General features: G+C 72.8%; 14 protein-coding genes. 12 read left to right on the top strand and 2 right to left on the bottom strand.

The window, feature by feature from the left end; genetic code table 11:
* Positions 1–58 precede the first annotated feature (58 nt).
* From ACIP5K_RS33875 to ACIP5K_RS33850, 6 genes are all read left to right on the top strand, one after another.
* A complete protein-coding gene (locus ACIP5K_RS33875; protein WP_401415918.1) occupies positions 59–2278 on the top strand; it encodes an MMPL family transporter in 2220 nt (739 codons plus the stop codon).
* Entirely contained in the window at positions 2256–2825 is a 570-nt protein-coding gene (locus ACIP5K_RS33870) for a GNAT family N-acetyltransferase (protein ID WP_401415916.1), read from the top strand. The genes ACIP5K_RS33875 and ACIP5K_RS33870 overlap by 23 nt, the downstream gene beginning before the upstream one ends.
* A 35-nt stretch (positions 2826–2860) precedes the next feature.
* Positions 2861–3433 (top strand): hypothetical protein, encoded by a 573-nt coding sequence (locus ACIP5K_RS33865; protein WP_401415913.1) that lies wholly within the window; start codon positions 2861–2863, stop codon positions 3431–3433.
* A 175-nt stretch (positions 3434–3608) separates the two neighbouring features.
* Complete coding sequence (locus tag ACIP5K_RS33860) at positions 3609–3800, top strand: hypothetical protein (RefSeq protein ID WP_401415910.1); 192 nt, start codon at positions 3609–3611, stop codon at positions 3798–3800.
* A gap of 137 nt (positions 3801–3937) precedes the next feature.
* Entirely contained in the window at positions 3938–6991 is a 3054-nt protein-coding gene (locus ACIP5K_RS33855; RefSeq protein ID WP_401415908.1) for an ATP-binding protein, read from the top strand.
* Positions 6992–7066: 75 nt separating this feature from the next.
* A complete protein-coding gene (locus ACIP5K_RS33850) occupies positions 7067–7297 on the top strand; it encodes a DUF6191 domain-containing protein (protein WP_401416057.1) in 231 nt (76 codons plus the stop codon).
* Here the strand turns inward: ACIP5K_RS33850 and ACIP5K_RS33845 are convergent.
* Both ACIP5K_RS33845 and ACIP5K_RS33840 read right to left on the bottom strand, forming a co-directional pair.
* The gene (locus tag ACIP5K_RS33845; RefSeq protein WP_401415907.1) at positions 7290–8465 is read right to left on the bottom strand and encodes a PQQ-dependent sugar dehydrogenase; all 1176 of its coding nucleotides are present in this window, start codon (positions 8463–8465) and stop codon (positions 7290–7292) included. The two genes, ACIP5K_RS33850 and ACIP5K_RS33845, sit on opposite strands and share 8 nt — an antisense overlap.
* Positions 8466–8582: 117 nt before the next feature.
* The gene (locus ACIP5K_RS33840; RefSeq protein ID WP_401415905.1) at positions 8583–9629 is read right to left on the bottom strand and encodes an aldo/keto reductase; all 1047 of its coding nucleotides are present in this window, start codon (positions 9627–9629) and stop codon (positions 8583–8585) included.
* Between the two features lie 43 nt (positions 9630–9672).
* Here ACIP5K_RS33840 and ACIP5K_RS33835 point away from each other — a divergent pair, with 43 nt between their 5' ends.
* From ACIP5K_RS33835 to serA, 6 genes are all read left to right on the top strand, one after another.
* Positions 9673–10611: a 2-hydroxyacid dehydrogenase gene (locus ACIP5K_RS33835; protein ID WP_401415902.1), complete on the top strand. Its 939-nt coding sequence runs from the start codon at positions 9673–9675 to the stop codon at positions 10609–10611.
* A gap of 450 nt (positions 10612–11061) precedes the next feature.
* The gene (locus ACIP5K_RS33830; protein ID WP_401415899.1) at positions 11062–13920 is read left to right on the top strand and encodes a putative bifunctional diguanylate cyclase/phosphodiesterase; all 2859 of its coding nucleotides are present in this window, start codon (positions 11062–11064) and stop codon (positions 13918–13920) included.
* A 255-nt stretch (positions 13921–14175) separates the two neighbouring features.
* Positions 14176–16026 carry an acetolactate synthase large subunit gene (locus ACIP5K_RS33825; protein WP_401415897.1) on the top strand — a complete coding sequence of 617 codons (1851 nt, stop codon included), beginning with the start codon at positions 14176–14178 and terminating at the stop codon, positions 16024–16026.
* Between the two features lie 25 nt (positions 16027–16051).
* Complete coding sequence (ilvN, locus tag ACIP5K_RS33820; protein ID WP_401415894.1) at positions 16052–16579, top strand: acetolactate synthase small subunit; 528 nt, start codon at positions 16052–16054, stop codon at positions 16577–16579.
* Positions 16580–16685: 106 nt separating this feature from the next.
* A complete protein-coding gene (ilvC, locus tag ACIP5K_RS33815; protein ID WP_401415892.1) occupies positions 16686–17687 on the top strand; it encodes a ketol-acid reductoisomerase in 1002 nt (333 codons plus the stop codon).
* Between the two features lie 270 nt (positions 17688–17957).
* The gene (serA, locus tag ACIP5K_RS33810; protein ID WP_401415890.1) at positions 17958–19559 is read left to right on the top strand and encodes a phosphoglycerate dehydrogenase; all 1602 of its coding nucleotides are present in this window, start codon (positions 17958–17960) and stop codon (positions 19557–19559) included.
* Positions 19560–19601: the final 42 nt, after the last annotated feature.

The following is a 19601-nucleotide window of genomic DNA, read 5'->3' as shown; positions in this document are numbered from 1 at the left end:
TCCCTTTTGTGCGACTGCTCCCTGACAAAGATCCATGAACCACCCTGGGAGCACGCCCGTGGCTACTCTCGCCCGCTGGTGCGTCCGGCACCGGCTCGCCGTCGTGCTGCTGTGGTTGCTGGCGCTCGGCGGGACGGGGGCCGCCGCCGCGGTCGCCGGGTCCGCGTACTCCAACGACTACGAGGCGCCCGGCACCGAGTCCGGCCGCGCCACCCGGCTCCTGGCCGAGAACTTCACCGGGCTCGGCGGCGACACCGACACCGTCGTCTGGCACATCGAGGGCTCGACCGTGCGGGCCGCCGACGTCGAGAAGACCATGAGCAACACCCTCGACGAGATCGCCGGGCTGCCCGGCGTCGCCTCCGTCGTCTCGCCGTACGACAGCCGGGGCGCCGACCTGATCAGCGCCGACGGGCACACCGCGTACGCGACCGTCACCTTCGACGAGCAGGCCGACGACCTGCCCGTCGCCCGGGCGCGCGCGGTCGTCGACACGGCCCGGGACGCCGCGACGCACGGGCCGGACGGCCTCCAGGTGCAGCTCGGCGGCAGCGCCGTCGCCCTCACCGAGTCCTCCTCGGCCCACCTGTCCGAGGTGATCGGCGTCGTGGTCGCCGCCGTCGTCCTCCTCCTGGCCTTCGGCTCGCCCGCCGCGGCGGCCCTGCCCATCGCCACCGCCCTGACCGGCGTGGGCACCGCCTACGCCGGGATCGTGCTGCTCGGGCACGCCATGACCGTCGCCGACTTCGCCCCCATGCTCGGCATGCTGGTCGGGCTCGGCGTCGGCATCGACTACGCGCTGTTCATCGTGACCCGGCACCGCAGGGGCCTCAAGCGCGGACTGCCGGTTCCGGTCGCCGCCGAGCGGGCCGTCGCCACCACCGGACGGGCCGTCGTCTTCGCGGGCGCGACCGTCTGCGTCGCCCTGCTCGGCATGCTGCTGCTGAACCTGAGCTTCCTCAACGGCGTCGCCGTCGCCGCCTCCGTCACCGTGCTGCTCACCGTCGCCGCGTCCGTGACCCTGCTGCCCGCCCTGCTCTCGTTCATCGGCCCCCGCGCGCTGTCCCGGCGCGAGCGGCGCCGGCTCGCCGCGCACGGGCCCGCACCGGAACCGCCGACGGGGCTCGCCGCGCGCTGGGCCGCGTTCGTCGAGCGCCACCCCAAGCTGCTCGGCGGCATCGCGCTCGCCGTGATCACGGTGCTCGCGCTGCCCACCCTCTCCCTCCACCTCGGCACCTCCGACCAGGGCAACGGCCCGCGGACCGCGACGACCCGGCAGGCCTACGACCTGCTCGCCGACGGCTTCGGCCCCGGGGTCAACGGCCCGCTCACCCTGGTCACCGAGGTCGACGGCGCCCAGGACAAGGCCGCCCTCCAGTCGCTGGCCGGCGAGCTGCGGACCACCGAGGACGTCGCGGCCGTCTCCCCGATCACCTACAACGGCGACGACTCCGCCGCGTACCTCACCGTGCTGCCCGCCTCCGCCCCCCAGTCGCGGGCGACCAGCGACCTCGTCGACGACCTGCGCACCGACGTCGTGCCCCGGTCCGGGCTCGACGCGCGGATCGGCGGCGTCACCGCGAGCTACGACGACTTCGCCGAGGTCGTCGTCGGGAAACTGCCGCTGTTCGTGGGCGCCGTGGTCGGGCTCGGCTGCCTCCTGCTGCTGCTCGCGTTCCGGTCCGTCGGCATCCCGCTGAAGGCGGCGGCCATGAACATCGCCGCCGTCTGCGCCGCCTTCGGCGTCGTGGTCGTGATCTTCCAGTGGGGGTGGGGGAGCGAGCTGCTGGGGCTCGGCGCGGCCGGGCCGGTCGAACCCTTCCTGCCCGTGATCATGGTGTCGGTCCTCTTCGGGCTCTCCATGGACTACCAGGTCTTCCTGGTCAGCCGGATGTACGAGGAGTGGCTGGAGACCGGCGACAACCGGCGGGCCGTCCGGGTCGGACTCGCCGAGACCAGCCGCGTGATCAACTCGGCCGCCGTGATCATGATTTCGGTCTTCCTCGCCTTCGTGCTCAGCGGCGACCGGGTGATCGCCATGTTCGGCATCGCGCTCGCGGTGGCCGTCGCCGTGGACGCCTTCATCCTGCGCACCCTGCTGGTGCCCGCCCTGATGCACCTGCTCGGCGGCGCCAACTGGTGGCTGCCCCGCTGGCTCGGCAGGATCCTGCCCCGCATCAGCATCGAGCCGCCGGAGTGCCGCACCGCCCATGAGAAGGTGACCGTGCCCGGACAGCGACAGGTGAAGGAGTCCGATGTACGCGATCCCGCTCGGTGACGAGGGCGCCGAACTGCGGCCCCTGGAGACCTGGTACGCCGAGGAGTTCCTCGCGAACCTGGAGCGCGGACGGGAGTTCATCGGCGAGTTCATCCCGTTCGGCTCCCAGGTCACGGACGTGGACTCGGCGCGGAGCACCCTCCAGCGCTACGCCGACATGCGGGCCGCGGACACCGGCTCGTATCACGGCATCTGGCTGGACGGCCGGCTGGTCGGCGGGGTGCTCGCGCTCAACTTCGACGCCGCCACGGGCAACGCCGAGGTGGGCTGCTGGCTGGAACCGGCGGCGACCGGGCGCGGCCTGGTCACCCGGGCGATGCGCGTCCTGCTGGAGTGGGTCGTCGAGGAGCGCGGCATCCACCGGGTGGAATGGGTCGCCGCGTCCGGGAACACCGCGAGCCTGAAGGTGGCCGAGCGGCTCGGTTTCCGCAGGGACGGCGTGCGGCGCGAGGCCCACGAATGGCGCGGCAAGCGCCACGACCTGGAGGTCTGGTCGCTGCTCGCCCCGGAGTGGCGCAGCGCACGCGACGCGCGCAAGGAACGTTAAGACGCCTCTCAGACAGCGTCCGTACGGTGCGCAGCATGACTACGAAGACTGATGCGCAGCGCGATGCAGAGCTCCGGGAGGAGGACGCCCTCTCCCCGGACACCACCGACGCCACCGGGGCCGGGGCCACCGAGGACGACGATGCCGCCGCCGAGGCGGCGGCCGGGGCCGAGCCGGCCCGGCCGGCCGAGGAGAACACCGCGGCGGACCGTCCGTCCGGAGCCGGTCAGGGCGCGGCGGCCGTCGTCTCCGTCGCCCTCGGTGTCGTCGCGATGAGCGGCAGCTGGCTCGGCACCGTCGCCTCCGCCCGCGAGTCCCTCATCGGCCAGCTCAACACCTCGCAGTCCGCAGGCGTCGCCACCCAGGTCTCCGAGGTCTACGGGGACTCCTGGCACGCCGCGGCCCTGGTCGGCGGCGTCTTCTCCCTGGTCGCCCTGCTCGTCGGCGCGTTCGTCCTGGTCAGGCCCGCCTTCGGGGTGCCCGGCCGGCCGCAGGCGGTGTGGATCAAGTCCGTGGCGTGGGCCGGGGTCTCGCTCGGCGTCCTGGGCCTGCTGCTCGCCGTCGCCAAGTACTCGGACCTCCTGCTGGGGCTGCCCAAGACCAGTTGAGCCCCGTCCTAAGGCCCTTACGCGGGACCTAAGGCCCTCGGGGGCCCGGATAAGGCATCCCCGTCACCCGGACATGCGGCACTCTCCCGATGTGCCGCACCCCCCTGGGAAACGAGAGTGGAGACATCGCGGAAGACACCGCGAACGTCACGGCGATCGTCACCAGGGAGACCAGATGTTCGAGTATGAGATGCACCAGATCCGCTCCGCCGAACTGATCCGGCAGGCCGACGAGCACCGCCGGCTGCGCGCCGCCCGTGCGGCCCGCAAGGCCCGCGAGGCCCGGCGCGATTCGCTCATCAGGGACAGCGAGGGGCCGGTGAGTACCGACGGCCCGCGCCGCTCCCGCTTCGCCCGTACGGCGTGACCACGGTGAGCGGCGCGGTGGACAGCGGGAGAGGGGAGGACGGCGCCGCCGTCCTCCCCTTCTCCTCGCCCGGGGCGGGTGGGCCGCTCCCCGCGGAATCAGCGAAAACGACTGCCGGGCTGTCGGACGCGTGTGCGATGCTCAGCGCTGTGGAGACCAGGTCCGTCAGCCCGGTGTTCGTCGGCCGCGCCGACGAACTGGGCACATTGCACACCGCCCTCGTCCGCGCCGCCGCCGGCGAGCCGCAGGCCCTCCTGCTCGGCGGGGAGGCCGGCGTCGGCAAGACCCGGCTCGTCGAGGAGTTCGCCGCGACCGCCTGCGAGCGCGGCGCCGTCGTCGTCACCGGCGGCTGCGTCGAGATCGGCGCCGACGGCCTGCCGTTCGCCCCCTTCTCCACCGCGCTGCGCGCCCTGCGCCGGCTGCTGCCCGAGGAACTGGACGGGGCCGCGGCCGGACGCGAGGACGAACTGGCCCGCGTCCTGCCGGAGCTGGGCGACGGCCTGGCCCGGGGACACGACGCGCGCGGCGACGAGAGCGCCACCGCGCTGCTCTTCGAACTGACCGCCCGCCTGCTGGAGCAGGTAGCCGCCGAGCGCACCGTCGTGGTCGTCCTGGAGGACCTGCACTGGGCCGACGCCTCCACCCGCCACCTCCTGTCGTACCTCTTCCGCACCCTGCGCAGCGGCCGCCTCGCCGTCGTCGCCACCTACCGCGCGGACGACGTGCACCGCCGCCACCCGCTGCGCCCGCTGCTCGCCGAACTCGACCGGCTGCGCACCGTCACCCGCATCGAACTGAACCGGCTCACCCGGGACGAGGTGGCCCGCCAGATCGCCGGGATCATCGCCGCCGAACCGGACCGCGCCCTGGTCGACGACATCTACCGCCGCTCCGACGGCAACGCCTTCTTCGTCGAGGAGCTGGCCGTCTCCGCCGCCGAGGGCTGCGCCACCGGCCTCACCGACTCCCTGCGCGACGTCCTGCTCGTCCGCGTCGAATCGCTGTCCGAGTCCGCCCAGCGCATCGCCCGGATCTGCGCCGAGGGCGGCTCCACCGTCGAGTACCCGCTGCTCGAAGCCGTCGCCGGGCTCGGCGCCGACGAACTCATCGACGCGCTCCGCGCCGCCGTCGGCGCCAACATCCTGCTCGCGACGACGGACGGCGACGGCTACCGCTTCCGCCACTCGCTGGTCCGCGAGGCGGTCAGCGACGACCTGCTGCCCGGCGAGCGCTCCCGCATCAACCGCCGCTACGCCGAAGCCCTGGAGGCCGAGCCCGCGCTGGTCCCCGCCGACTCCCGCGCGATGCGGCTCGCCAGCTACTGGTACCACGCCCACGACGCCGCCAAGGCGCTGCCCGCCGTCCTCGACGCCTCCGTCGAGGCCCGCCGCCGGCACGCCTACTCCGAGCAACTGCGGCTCCTGGAGCGGGCCATGGAGCTGTGGGACCGCACCCCGCAGGAGATCCGCGACGCGCTGCGCACCGGCTCCTACTCCTCGGCGTACCGCTCCTGCGACTGCGATCCTGGCGAGACCCGGCTCGATTTCCTCGACCTGATGGCCGAGGCCGCCGACGCGGGCCGGCTGTGCGGCGAGCGGGAGCGCGCGCTGAAGATCGGCAAGCGCGCCCTGCGCATCCTGGAGGACGCCGCCGCGCAGGGCGAGGGGGATCCGCTGCTCGCCGCCTGGTTCTGGCTCCAGCGCTCGCGGATCATCTCCCACATCGCCCGCGGCAACGGCTGGGACGAGATCGCCCGGGCCCAGGAGCTGGTCCGCGGGCTGCCCCCGTCCGCCGTGCACGCCGAGGTGCTGGCGCACGCCGCCGCCTGGGGCATGCTGCACCGGCCGGGCGCCGAGACGCTGGCCGCCGCCGAGCAGGCCGTGGAGTACGCCCGCATGGTCGGCGACCAGGAGGTGGAGCTGCACGCCCGCCTCGTGCACGGCGGGCTCCTCGTCGACGCGGGCTCCATCGACCAGGGCTTCGCCGAGCTGTACGAGGTGCGCGAGCGCTCCATGGAGCTGGGCCTGATGGCCCGGATCAACAACGTCAACGTGAACCTGCCCTCCGCCCTGGAGGGCTCGGGCCGCTCCGCCGAGGCCGTGCGCATCTGCGTCGAGGGCATCGCCTTCTACCACCGCTTCGGCCTCACCGACACCAAGGGCTGGATCGTCGCCAACAAGGCGGAGTCCCTGGTCTCCCTGGGCCGCTGGGACGAGGCCGTCGACGCGGCCCGCTGGGCCCGCGACTTCTGCCTGAGCGACAAGCCGCGCGCCACGTCCCTGGTCCAGATGGCCGCCGTCGCCCTCGGCCGAGGGGCCCTCCAGGAGGCGACCCGGCACCTCGCCGCCGCCCGGCAGTGCGTCGGCACCCACGATCCGCAGCCCCAGTACGACCTGCCGATCGCCCGGTGCGCCGTCGAACTGGCCGTCGCCCGGGGCCGCCTCCTCGATGCCCGCGACGACCTCGCGCGGATCGTCGACGCCGGGCTGCCGCCCTCCAGCCAGCGCTATCTGTGGCCGCTGCTCCAGGTGGCCGCCGAGGCCGAGGCCGACGCCCGGGGGCTGCCCGCCGCCGACGCCGGCCGCGCCGAGGCCCTCGCCCGGATCCGGGCCGCCGCCGAGCGGCAGGCCACCCCGGTCCCGGTCTGGCGCGCCCACGCGCAGTGGGTCCGCGCCGAACTGCTGCGCGCCGAGGGCCGCGACACCCCCGACGACTGGTCGGCCGCCGTCACCGTCCTGGAGACCCTCGACCGCCCCTACGACCTGGCCCGCACCCGGCACCGGCTCGCCGCGTCGCTGCTGGCCCGCGCCGAGGACGACGACCGCGAGCGCGCCACCGAACTGCTCCGGCTCGCCGCCGCCGTCGCGAGCCACCTCGGCGCCCGCCCGCTCGCCGAGTCCGTCGCGCTGCTCGCCCAGCGGGCCCGGATCGGCCTCACCGGCGCCGCGCCGCGCGGGGACGCCCCCGCCGACCCCGCCGAGGAGCTGGGCCTCACCAGCCGCGAGCGCGACGTGCTGCGCCTGGTCGCCGCGGGCCGCAGCAACCGGCAGATCGCCGAGGAGCTGTTCATCTCGCCGAAGACCGCCAGCGTCCACGTCTCCAACATCCTGGCCAAGCTGGGGGTGGCCGGCCGCGGCGAGGCCGCCGCGCTCGCCCACCGGCTGCGTCTCTTCCCGGCCGTCCCGAGCTGAGGCCCGGCCCCGGGCCTGCCGTACGCTGGACGGCGGAGCCCGGCCGTACGAGCCAGGGGAGGCGCTGTGTTCACCATGTTCGAGGAGATCTTCGCGCCCGGCCGCAAGCACACGGACGACGAGCGCAGGCGCCTGGAGCTGACCCGTGCCGACCTCGACGACGCGGACCCGGGGCGCGGCCCGATAGACCTCACCTCGGGCAAGGTCGTGGTCCGCCCGCCGCGCCGGGGGACCGCCGCCGAGGCGGCCGAGGACACCGGGACCGCCGGTGCCGCCGGGGCCGCCGGGGACGACGCCGTCAGCTGACCGCCAGCTCCAGGATCCGGTCGTCGCCCTTGCCCGGCGTGCCGCGGCCGTCGGTCTCGCTCGTCACCAGCCACAGCCGGTCGCCGCCCGCCGCGACCACCGTGCGCAGCCGCCCGTACTTCCCTTCGAGGAACGCCTGCGGATCGTGCGCCGCCTCGGCGCCGTCCAGCGGCACCCGCCACAGCCGCTCGCCGCGCAGGCCCGCCATCCACACGGATCCCTTCGCATACGCGATGCCGCTGGGCGAGGCGTCCGACGTGTGCCACTGGGCGACCGGGTCGTGGAAGGCGGAGCCGCCGCCCTTGCCCTCCGCGTCCGGCCAGCCGTAGTCGTCGCCCGCCACGATCTGGTTCAGCTCGTCCCAGGTGTCCTGGCCGAACTCGGAGGCCCACAGCCGCTTGTCGGTGTCCCAGGCCAGCCCCTGCACGTTGCGGTGCCCGGAGGAGTAGACGGGGGAGTCGCCGAAGGGGTTGCCGGGAGCGGGCTCCCCCTCGGGGGTCAGCCGCAGGATCTTGCCGCCCGTCGACTTCCGGTCCTGCGCCAGCTCGGTGCGGTACGTCTCGCCCGTGCCGACGTAGAGCAGGCCGTCGGGGCCGAACGCGATCCGGCCGCCGTTGTGGTTCGTGCCCTTGGGGATGCCCTTGAAGACCGTGTCCGGAGCGCCCAACTGCTCGCCCGCGGGCTTCTTCTCGTCGTAGATCATGCGGGCGACGCGGTTGTCGGACGCCGTCGTGAAGTACGCGTAGACCATGTGGTCCGAGGCGTAGTCGGGGGAGAGCGCGAGCCCGAGGAGGCCGCCCTCGCCCGCCGGGGCCACCCCGGGCACCTCGCCGGCCCGCGTCTTCCTCCCGGTGTCCGGGTCCACCCGGGTGATCGTCCCCTCGTCGCGGGACGACACCAGCAGGCCGCCCTCGGGCAGCGGCGCGAGCCCCCACGGCGACTTCAGGTTCCGGGCGACCGTGCGCAGCACGCGCACCGAGCCCTCGGCCGGGGGGACGGCGTTCGCCGTCCCGGAGGCGCTGGCCCCGGGCGTCCCCCGGCCGGAGCGGCCGGACGGGCTCCGACCGTCGCCGGGGCCGCCGTCACCGGACGAGGAGCAGCCCGCGGTGAGCAGGAGCGCGGCGCAGGCGGCCAGGGCGAGTGCGGGCCGGACAGCTGGACGTGGCACGGTCGGGTCCCTTCGACGCGGGATGCGCGGGAAGCGCGCGGTTCCCCTGTTCATACACCGCGGGCCCCGCCCGGGTTCCCGATCTCCGCCCGCGGAATCCGGCCGGGTCGCGGGGGATCAGTCCCAGGAGCCCCGCGCCGGGGGCAGCGCCGCGATCTCCGCCAGATCGGCGTCCGTCAGCCGCAGCCGCGCCGCCGCCGCGTTCTCGGCCGCCCAGCGCCCGTGCTTCGCACCCGGTACGGGGATCACGGTGTCCCCGCACGTCAGCACCCAGGCCAGCGCCACCTGCGCGGGCGTGACGTCCGCCCCGTGCCGCGCCGCGACCCGGCGCAGCCCCGCCACGACGGGCTGGTTCGCGGCCATCATCTCGGCGGTGAAGCGCGGGTGCCGGGCCCGGACGTCGTCGGGCTCGAAGCCCTGGCCCGGGGTGAGGGTCCCGCTCAGGAAGCCGTTGCCCAGCGGCATCGCCGCGAGGAAGCCCACGCCGCGCGCCGTGCACCAGGGCAGCAGCGCGGCGAGCGCCTCGGGCGACCACACCGACAGCTCCGCCATCACCGCGCTCACCGGGAAGACCTGCTGGATCCGCTCCAGCTGCCGAATCGTTCCGGCATGCAGCCCGTCGCGGCCGTCGCGGCGCGTGGCCCGCGCCCCCACCGCGCACAGCCCGAGCGCGCGCACCTTGCCGGCGCGCACCAGCTCCGCCATCGCGCCCCAGGTCTCCTCGACGGGCACCTCGGGGTCGGCGCGGTGTAGCTGGTAGAGGTCGATCCGGTCCGTCTGGAGCCGGCGCAGCGACGCGTCGCAGGCCCGCCGCACATACCCGGGGCGGCCGTTGGCGACGAGGTGCTGCTCGCCCGCGAGCAGCCCCACCTTGGTCGACACGAACGCGTCCGCCCGCCGCTCCCTGAGGACCCGGCCGAGCAGCAGCTCATTGGTGAACGGCCCGTACATGTCCGCCGTGTCGAGCAGCGAACACCCCCGGTCCAGTGCCGCGTGCACCGTGCGCAGGGACTCCTCCCCGCGCCGCCGCGAGCCGGTGTAAGCCCAGCTCATCGGCATGCAACCGAGACCGATCGCGCCCACTTCGAGCGCCGTGGCGCCGATCGACCGGCGCGCACCTCCTGGCTCCACGTGCCCGTGACCCTCCCTCGCTGAGGCCCCCAACCTAACCTCTGCGCCCATGACGCTCTGACATAGCCTCCTGACCATGACTGGTGACGTATGGCTCCCCTTCCCCGCGGACGAGGTTCCCGGGCTTCCCGAAGGGCTCGACTACCGCTTCTGGGACGGCGACCCGGACTTTCCGGCGGACCCGGCCGCGTGCGCGTTCTACGTCGTTCCGTATGCGAAGGGCGCCGAGGTCTCGGTCCGCCCGCTGCCGCGGATGACGTCCGTCCACACGGTCCAGACCCTCACCGCGGGGGTGGACCACGTGCAGTCCGGGCTCAAGTACCTGCGCCCCGGCGTGCAGTTGTGCAACGCGCGGGGGGTGCACGACGCCAGCACCGCCGAACTCGCGCTCACCCTGACCCTCGCCTCGCTGCGCGGCATCCCCGACTTCGTGCGCGGCCAGGAACGCGGCGAGTGGCGCACCGGGTTCCGCCCGGCGCTCGCCGACAAGACCGTCCTCGTCCTCGGCTACGGCGCCATCGGCAGCGCCATCGAGGACCGGCTCGTCCCGTTCGAGGTCGCGCGGGTGGTGCGCGTCGCACGCTCCGCCCGCACCACGGAGCGCGGCCCCGTGCACGCCCTCGCCGACCTGCCCGCCCTGCTGCCCGACGCCGACGTCGTCATCGTCGTCACGCCGCTCACCGACGACACCCGCGGCCTCGTGGGCGCGGACTTCCTGTCCCGGCTCAAGGACGGCGCGCTGCTGGTGAACGTCGGACGCGGTCCCGTCGTCGACACCAAGGCGCTCCTGGCGGAGGTCGACGGCGGCCGGATCCTCGCCGCCCTGGACGTCACCGATCCTGAACCCCTGCCCCAGGAGCATCCGTTGTGGCAGGCTCCGGGGGTGCTCATCTCCCCGCACGTGGGCGGACCCACGTCCGCGTTCCTGCCCCGCGCCAAGCGGCTGCTCGCCGCCCAGCTGACCCGGTTCGCGGCGGGAGAGCCCCTCGACAACCTCGTCCTCACCGTCGGCTGACACCCGGCGACCGGCGTCCCGGCGGCCCCACGGACCCCTCCCGTGCGGCCGCCCGCCCCCGGGCGCTGACGCTCCGCGCCCGCCCGGATGCACCCCGTGCCGCCATCGTCGCTGGTCGTCACGGAGAGTAGAGGAACTATGTCCCTGAGTGACGAGTCTGGTGTATCGTCCCGACTGGGGCAGCGCCGCTCGGCACCATGCGGCGCCGGGGACTTGTGACGGACTGCGAGGGGGGCGACGGGCGATGCACGGCCTATGGGCACACAATCCGACGCGACAGGGACGACGGCTGGTCCGCCGGTCCGCACGTCCGCCCGTGCACGGGCGAAGTACCGGCTGCCGCAGGAGCCGTACGCACCGGAGCGGACCGCGCGGCGGCCGCAGGAAGCATCCGCACACCGGGCAGGGCCAGACAGACGTGGGGGCGGCCCGGCGGACCGGGGCGGACCGGTGACCGCCAAGGCGGCGTCGGCCACGGCGCTCGGCGCTCCGCTGCGCACCGGGGGGCCGTTGCCCGCCCGGACCCCCGGCAGCCGACTGGGCCCGGGGTCACAGCTGGTGCTCGTCCTGATCTGCGCGGGGTACGCCGTGGGCTCCGCGCTCGGCTGGGGATCCGACCGGATCGCCCTGTTCATGGGCGACTTCGGGCTGAGCGTCGCCGCCGCCACCGCGGCCGTCTCCAACTTCCTGTACGCGCGCAGCCGACGCAGCCGTTTTCGATCCGCCTGGCTCCTGTTCGCCCTCTCCTCGCTCATGGCCGCGCTGGGCAACGGGGTATGGGGCTGGTACGAGTTCGTCCTGCACGAGCCGGTGCCCGGCACCAGCATCGCCGACCTGTTCTTCCTCTGCTTCGCGCCCCCCGCCATCATCGGCCTGCTGGTCCTCGCCAGACGGCCCATGTCGAAGGCCGGCTGGATCTGCCTCGGGCTCGACGCCTGGCTGATCGCCGGCTCCCTGATCACCCTGTCGTGGAGCCTCGCCCTCGCGCACACCGCCGAGTTCGAGGGACAGAGCGTCAGCAGGACCGCGCTCTCGCTCGCCTATCCGCTGCTCGACATCGCGCTCGTCAGCATGGTCCTCGCCCTGCACTTCCGCCGCTCGCCCGGCAACCGCACGGCGGTGAACACGGCGATCGGCGCGCTCGCCCTGACCGTGATGTGCGACGCGCTGTTCACCTCGCCGCTGCTGCACGCCACGTACCGCTCGGGGGAGATCCTCGACGCGGGCTGGTTCGCCGGCTCCCTGCTGATGGCGTACGCGCCGTGGGTGGGCGGTGGCGGCCCGAGCCCGCAGGAGGAGCACCCCGCGAGGACCGGGCGGCGCTACCAGGTCAGTCACACCCGGCCCATCTCGGGCTCGCTGGCCGCGCTCACGCCGTACCTGGCCGCCGCCGTGTGCACCCTGGGCATTCTCTACAACGTGCTGAACGGGCACAGCGTCGACCGCATCGTCCTCTTCACCGCCTGCACGGTCGTCCTGGCCCTCGTCGTGCGCCAGGGCATCATGCTCCTGGACAACATCACGCTCACCCAGGAACTGGCCCAGAAGGAGAACCACTTCCGGTCCCTGGTGCAGGGCTCCAGCGACGTCATCATGATCGCGGCGCCGAACGGGGTGCTGCGGTACGTCAGCCCGGCCGCCGCCGGGGTCTACGGCCGTGACGCGGAGGAGCTCGTCGGGTCCGAGCTGGCCTCGATCATCCACCCCGAGGACCTGGGGCGGGTGGTGCACGAGGTGCGCAGATTCCTCGCCGCGAGCCAGGCGGAGGAGCCCACCACCCGCATCGAGTGCCGCTTCCGCTCCGGCACCGGCTCCTGGCTCAACGTGGAGTCGACGATCAACCGCCACCACGGCGGCCTGATCCTGAACAGCAGGGACGTGACCGAACGGGTCCGCCTCCAGGCGCAGTTGCAGCACAACGCCGAGCACGACCCGCTCACCGACCTGCCCAACCGGGCGCTGTTCACCAAGCGGGTCGGCCTGGCCCTCACCGGACGGCGGGCCACGGACCGCGGCACCGCGGTGCTCTTCATCGACCTCGACGGCTTCAAACAGGTCAACGACACGATCGGCCACCAGGCGGGCGACGAGCTGCTCGTGCAGGCGGCGAGAAGGCTGGCCGACTCCGTCCGCGTCTCGGACACCGCGGCCCGTCTCGGCGGTGACGAGTTCGCGGCCCTGATCGTCGGCGACGGCGGCCGCGACCACACCGCCAGGGAGCAGCACATCTACGAGCTGGCCGACCGGCTCAGGATCAGACTCTCCCAGCCCTACGCGATCGACGGCCACGACGACGTGCGCGTCGCCGCCTCGATCGGCGTCGCGTTCGCCGAACCCGAGATCACCGCGGGCGGACTCCTGCGCAACGCGGACCTGGCCATGTACCGCGCCAAGGCGGCCGGCAAGGGGCGCGTGGAGCTGTACGCGCCCCAGATGCAGGCCGACGTGGTGCGCAAGGCGGAGCTGGCGACCCGGCTGCGCACCGCCCTGCACGAGGGCGAGTTCGCGCTGCTGCACCAGCCCGTCGTGTCCCTCGACGACGGCCGGATCACGGCGGTCGCCGCCCAGGCCCGCTGGCGCTCGGCGCAGGGCATCCTGTTCACCCCCGCCGAGTTCCTGCGGGTGGCCGACGACGGCGAGCGCACCGCCGAACTGGGGCGCTGGATGCTGGAGGAGGCCGTCGAGCAGGCCGCCGAGCGCGGGCACACCGGACACGCCGTCCCGGTCTCGGTGCGGATCACCGCCCGCCGCCTGCTCGACCGCTCGATGCCGCTCACCTCCATCGAGGCGCTGCTGACCCGGCACGGGCTCCCCTCCGGCGCGCTCATCATCGAACTCGCCGACAGCGACCCCAGAGTGCCCCTCGACGAGCTGGAGCGGCGTCTCACGGCGTTGCGCCGGCTCGGCGTCCGGATCGCCCTGGACGGCTTCGGCAGCGGCTACGCGGCCATCACGGCGCTGCGCCGACTCCCCGTGGACGTACTGAAGCTGGACCGCTCGCTCGTCGAGGGCGTCGTCGAGTCCGCCCGGCTCCACAAGATCACCAGCGGGCTGCTCAGGATCGCCGGGGACCTCGGCCTGACCTCGGTCGCCGACGGCGTCGACCTTCCCGAACAGGTCGTGGCGCTGCGGTCGATGGGGTGCACGCACGGGCAGGGCATGGCGTTCTCCGGGGCGCTCGACGAGTACCGGCTGCGCCGGGCGCTGGCCTCGGGGGAGTACCCGGTCCCGCTGGGCCCGGCCGAGCCGGCGTTCGCCGGCGGGCCGCCCCTGCGCTCACATAATGAGACTCCCGTCCCACCCACTTGACAGTGACTGGGCGCCGGGGGGAGGGTCTGTGCCATGCGCACCCGAATTCTCGTACTTGGAAAGCGCGTCGGCTGAAGCTGGGACCACCGGTTCGGACATCGGAATCCCCAGCGACCGCACCCGGCGCGCTCCCCTCGCTTGCCTCACGGCACGAGGGGTTTTTTGTTGCACCGGCACAGGACGCACCGCCCAGGACAACCCGCAAGACCCTGCACAAACCTCGCAAAAACCCTCAGCATCGAGAAGAGAATGCCGATGACCGAGCAGGCCACCGGGGCCCACCATCCGCAGCCGCGGCCCCGTTCCGGAGGACAGCAGTCCGCCCCCGTCGAGCACGTCACGGGTGCGAAGTCCCTCATCCGCTCGCTTGAGGAGGTCGGGGTCGACACCGTATTCGGCATCCCCGGCGGCACGATCCTTCCCGCGTACGACCCGATGATGGACTCCCGCCGGGTGCGGCACGTGCTCGTCCGCCACGAGCAGGGCGCGGGCCACGCGGCCACCGGATACGCGCAGGCCACCGGCAAGGTCGGGGTGTGCATGGCGACGAGCGGCCCCGGTGCGACGAACCTGGTGACGCCGATCGCGGACGCGATGATGGACTCCGTCCCGCTGGTCGCCATCACCGGCCAGGTCGTCTCCAAGTCGATCGGCACGGACGCCTTCCAGGAGGCGGACATCGTCGGCATCACCATGCCGATCACGAAGCACAGCTTCCTGGTCACCCGCGCCGAGGACATCCCCAAGGCGATCGCCGAGGCCTTCCACATCGCCGCCACCGGCCGCCCGGGCCCGGTCCTCGTGGACATCCCCAAGGACATCCTCCAGGCGCAGACGACGTTCACCTGGCCGCCGCAGCAGGACCTGCCCGGCTACCGCCCGGTGACCAAGCCGCACGCCAAGCAGATCCGCGAGGCCGCGAAGCTCATCACGAGTGCGAAGCGGCCCGTCCTCTACGTCGGCGGCGGCGTCATGAAGGCCGGCGCCACCGCCGAGCTGAAGGTCCTCGCCGAGCTCACCGGAGCGCCCGTCACCACCACCCTGATGGCGCTCGGTTCGTTCCCCGACAGCCACCCGCTGCACGTGGGGATGCCGGGCATGCACGGTGCGGTCACCGCCGTCACCGCGTTGCAGAAGGCCGACCTGATCGTCGCGCTCGGCGCCCGCTTCGACGACCGCGTCACCGGCAACCTGGACAGCTTCGCGCCGTTCGCCAAGATCGTCCACGCGGACATCGACCCCGCGGAGATCGGCAAGAACCGCGTCGCCGACGTGCCGATCGTGGGCGACGCCCGCGAGGTCATCGCCGACCTGATCCAGGCCGTCCAGAAGGAGCACGCGGAGGGCCACCAGGGCGACTACACCGCCTGGTGGAAGGACCTCAACCGCTGGCGCGAGACCTACCCGCTGGGCTACGACCAGCCCGCGGACGGCTCGCTCTCCCCGCAGCAGGTCATCGAGCGCATCGGGCAGCTCGCCCCCGCGGACACGATCTTCGCGGCGGGCGTCGGCCAGCACCAGATGTGGGCCGCGCACTACATCCGCTACGAGAAGCCGGCGACCTGGCTGAACTCCGGCGGCGCCGGGACCATGGGGTACGCGGTCCCCGCCGCGATGGGCGCCAAGGCCGGCGCCCCGGGCCAGACCGTCTGGGCCATCGACGGCGACGGCTGCTTCCAGATGACCAATCAGGAACTGACCACCTGCGCCCTGAACAACATCCCGATCAAGGTCGCCATCATCAACAACGGCGCCCTCGGCATGGTGCGCCAGTGGCAGACGCTGTTCTACAACCAGCGCTACTCCAACACCGTGCTGCACGCGGGCCCGGACGGCGAGACCCCGCCCAACAAGGGCACCCGCATCCCGGACTTCGTCAAGCTGTCCGAGGCGATGGGCTGCTACGCCATCCGCTGCGAGCGCCCCGAGGACCTCGACAAGGCGATCGAGGAGGCGAACTCGATCAACGACCGCCCGGTCGTCGTCGACTTCATCGTCCACGAGGACGCCATGGTGTGGCCGATGGTCGCCGCCGGCACCTCCAACGACGAGATCATGGCCGCCCGGGACGTCCGCCCGGACTTCGGCGACAGCGCAGAAGACTGAGAGCCGCAGGAGAAGGAAGCCCACCATGTCCACCAAGCACACGCTCTCCGTCCTCGTCGAGAACAAGCCGGGTGTCCTCGCCCGGATCACCGCCCTCTTCTCGCGCCGCGGCTTCAACATCGACTCGCTCGCCGTCGGCATCACCGAGCACCCCGACATCTCCCGCATCACCATCGTGGTGAATGTCGCGGACCTGCCGCTCGAACAGGTCACCAAGCAGCTCAACAAGCTGGTCAACGTCCTGAAGATCGTCGAGCTGGAGCCCGGCGCGGCCGTCCAGCGCGAGCTGGTGCTCGCCAAGGTCCGCGCCGACAACGAGACGCGCTCGCAGATCGTCGAGATCGTCCAGCTCTTCCGCGCCAAGACCGTGGACGTCTCCCCGGAGGCCGTCACCATCGAGGCCACCGGCTCCAGCGACAAGCTGGAGGCGATGCTCAAGATGCTGGAGCCGTTCGGCATCAAGGAGCTCGTCCAGTCCGGCACCATCGCGATCGGCCGCGGCTCGCGCTCCATCACCGACCGGAGCCTGCGCGCCCTGGACCGCAGCGCGTAACACCCCCGCACGCCCCTCTCGGATACCGAGACCCCGAAACTTTCCTTCCGCACCCCGCCGTACGGTGGGAGCACCACGAGCAAGACCGCCAACAAGGAGAACCCCAGTGGCCGAGCTGTTCTACGACGACGATGCCGACCTGTCCATCATCCAGAACCGCAAGGTCGCGGTGATCGGCTACGGCTCGCAGGGCCACGCGCACGCGCTCTCCCTGCGCGACTCGGGCGTCGACGTCCGCGTCGGCCTGCACGAGGGCTCCAAGTCCAAGGCGAAGGCCGAGGAGCAGGGCCTGCGCGTCGTCACCCCGGCGGAGGCCGCCGCCGAGGCCGACGTCATCATGATCCTCGTCCCGGACCCGCTCCAGGCGCAGGTCTACGAGGAGTCCATCAAGGACAACCTGAAGGCGGGCGACGCCCTGTTCTTCGGGCACGGCCTGAACATCCGCTACGACTTCATCAAGCCGGCGGCCGACGTCGACGTCTGCATGGTCGCGCCGAAGGGCCCGGGCCACCTGGTCCGCCGCCAGTACGAGGAGGGCCGCGGCGTCCCGTGCATCGCGGCCGTCGAGCAGGACGCCACCGGCAAGGCCTTCGAGCTGGCGCTGTCCTACGCCAAGGGCATCGGCGGCACCCGCGCCGGCGTCATCAAGACGACCTTCACCGAGGAGACCGAGACCGACCTCTTCGGCGAGCAGGCCGTCCTCTGCGGCGGCACCGCCGCGCTGGTCAAGGCGGGCTTCGAGACGCTGACCGAGGCCGGCTACCAGCCGGAGATCGCCTACTTCGAGTGCCTGCACGAGCTGAAGCTCATCGTCGACCTCATGTACGAGGGCGGCCTGGAGAAGATGCGCTGGTCGATCTCCGAGACCGCCGAGTGGGGCGACTACGTCACCGGCCCGCGGATCATCACGGACGCCACCAAGGCCGAGATGAAGAAGGTCCTCGCCGAGATCCAGGACGGCACCTTCGCCCGCGAGTGGATGGCCGAATACCACGGCGGCCTGAAGAAGTACAACGAGTACAAGACGGCCGACAGCGAGCACCTGCTGGAGACCACCGGCAAGGAGCTGCGCAAGCTCATGAGCTGGGTGGACAACGAGGAGGCGTAAGCCGTCCGGGGGCGGGGCCGCGGCACACGCCGCGGCCCCGTTCTCCATGGGGCGTCCACACGATCGTGGCCGGGTTGTCCAACCCGTCCAGCCACGGACGGGTGATCCTTCCAGGGAGGCGCAAGACCATGTCCCTGGCGCCACTACACTGCTGAACTAATTCGCGTTGGGCCCACAGCGTCGTGCGTCTTCCACGCGGCCATGCACCCACCCCTCCACCGCTTGCGGCCGTCGGGACGGCCGTCCGCATTGGGACTTGTGAGGACTCACGTGAGCACTGCTGCCAACGGCAAACCCGTCGTACTCATCGCTGAAGAGCTGTCGCCCGCGACCGTCGACGCCCTGGGCCCGGACTTCGAGATCCGGCACTGCAACGGAGCCGACCGCGCGGAACTCCTCCCCGCCATCGCCGACGTCGACGCGATCCTGATCCGCTCGGCCACCAAGGTCGACGCCGAGGCCATCGCCGCCGCGAACAAGCTGAAGGTCGTCGCGCGAGCCGGCGTCGGCCTGGACAACGTGGACGTCTCCGCCGCCACCAAGGCCGGCGTGATGGTCGTCAACGCCCCGACGTCGAACATCGTGACCGCCGCCGAGCTGGCCTGCGGCCTCCTCATCGCCACCGCGCGCAACATCCCGCAGGGCTCGCAGGCCCTCAAGGCCGGCGAGTGGAAGCGCAGCAAGTACACCGGTGTCGAGCTGGCCGAGAAGACCCTCGGCGTCGTCGGCCTCGGCCGCATCGGCGCCCTCGTCGCGCAGCGCATGTCCGCGTTCGGCATGAAGGTCGTCGCGTACGACCCGTACGTGCAGCCCGCGCGTGCCGCGCAGATGGGCGTGAAGGTCCTCTCGCTCGACGAGCTCCTCGAAGTCTCCGACTTCATCACCGTGCACCTGCCGAAGACCCCCGAGACCCTCGGTCTGATCGGTGACGAGGCGCTGCACAAGGTGAAGCCCGGCGTGCGCATCGTGAACGCCGCGCGCGGCGGCATCGTCGACGAGGCGGCGCTGTACTCGGCGCTCAAGGAGGGCCGCGTCGCCGGCGCCGGCCTCGACGTGTACGCGAAGGAGCCCTGCACGGACTCCCCGCTGTTCCAGTTCGACCAGGTCGTCTGCACCCCGCACCTCGGCGCCTCCACGGACGAGGCGCAGGAGAAGGCCGGCATCGCCGTCGCCCGCTCGGTGCGGCTCGCCCTCGCCGGCGAGCTGGTCCCCGACGCGGTGAACGTCCAGGGCGGCGTCATCGCCGAGGACGTCAAGCCGGGCCTGCCGCTCGCCGAGCGGCTCGGCCGGATCTTCACCGCCCTCGCCGGTGAGGTCGCGGTCCGCCTCGACGTCGAGGTGTATGGCGAGATCACCCAGCACGACGTGAAGGTGCTCGAACTCTCGGCGCTCAAGGGCGTGTTCGAGGACGTCGTCGACGAGACGGTGTCGTACGTGAACGCGCCGCTGTTCGCGCAGGAGCGCGGCGTCGAGGTGCGCCTGACGACCTCGTCGGAGTCGCCCGACCACCGCAACGTGGTGACGGTGCGCGGCACCCTCAGCGACGGCCAGGAGGTCTCGGTCTCCGGCACGCTGGCCGGCCCCAAGCACCTCCAGAAGGTCGTCGCCGTCGGCGACTACGACGTGGACCTGGCGCTCGCCGACCACATGGTCGTGCTGCGCTACGAGGACCGTCCCGGCGTCGTCGGCACCGTCGGCCGCGTCCTCGGCGAGGGCGGCATCAACATCGCGGGCATGCAGGTCGCGCGCGCGGACCTCGGCGGCGAGGCCCTGGCCGTCCTCACCGTCGACGACACCGTCCCGCAGGCGGTGCTCAACGAGCTGGCCGAGGAGATCGGCGCCACCTCGGCGCGCTCCGTCAACCTGGTGTGAGGCGGGCGGGGACACCGCACCGCGACTGAGGGCCGGGCCACC

The organism is Streptomyces sp. NPDC088785 (genome assembly GCF_044750685.1).
Classification (GTDB): Bacteria; Actinomycetota; Actinomycetes; order Streptomycetales; family Streptomycetaceae; genus Streptomyces.
Note: the sequence above shows the minus strand (reverse complement) of the source record. Positions and strands in the feature narration are given on the sequence as shown.

Coding starts and splice junctions, on each gene's coding strand:
- ACIP5K_RS33870 (WP_401415916.1), top strand. CDS start 2,256: ATGTACGCGATCCCGCTCGGTGACGAGGGCGCCGAACTGCGGCCCCTG.
- ACIP5K_RS33835 (WP_401415902.1), top strand. CDS start 9,673: ATGACTGGTGACGTATGGCTCCCCTTCCCCGCGGACGAGGTTCCCGGG.
- ACIP5K_RS33855 (WP_401415908.1), top strand. CDS start 3,938: ATGCTCAGCGCTGTGGAGACCAGGTCCGTCAGCCCGGTGTTCGTCGGC.
- ACIP5K_RS33860 (WP_401415910.1), top strand. CDS start 3,609: ATGTTCGAGTATGAGATGCACCAGATCCGCTCCGCCGAACTGATCCGG.
- ACIP5K_RS33850 (WP_401416057.1), top strand. CDS start 7,067: ATGTTCGAGGAGATCTTCGCGCCCGGCCGCAAGCACACGGACGACGAG.
- ACIP5K_RS33865 (WP_401415913.1), top strand. CDS start 2,861: ATGACTACGAAGACTGATGCGCAGCGCGATGCAGAGCTCCGGGAGGAG.
- ilvN (WP_401415894.1), top strand. CDS start 16,052: ATGTCCACCAAGCACACGCTCTCCGTCCTCGTCGAGAACAAGCCGGGT.
- ACIP5K_RS33825 (WP_401415897.1), top strand. CDS start 14,176: ATGACCGAGCAGGCCACCGGGGCCCACCATCCGCAGCCGCGGCCCCGT.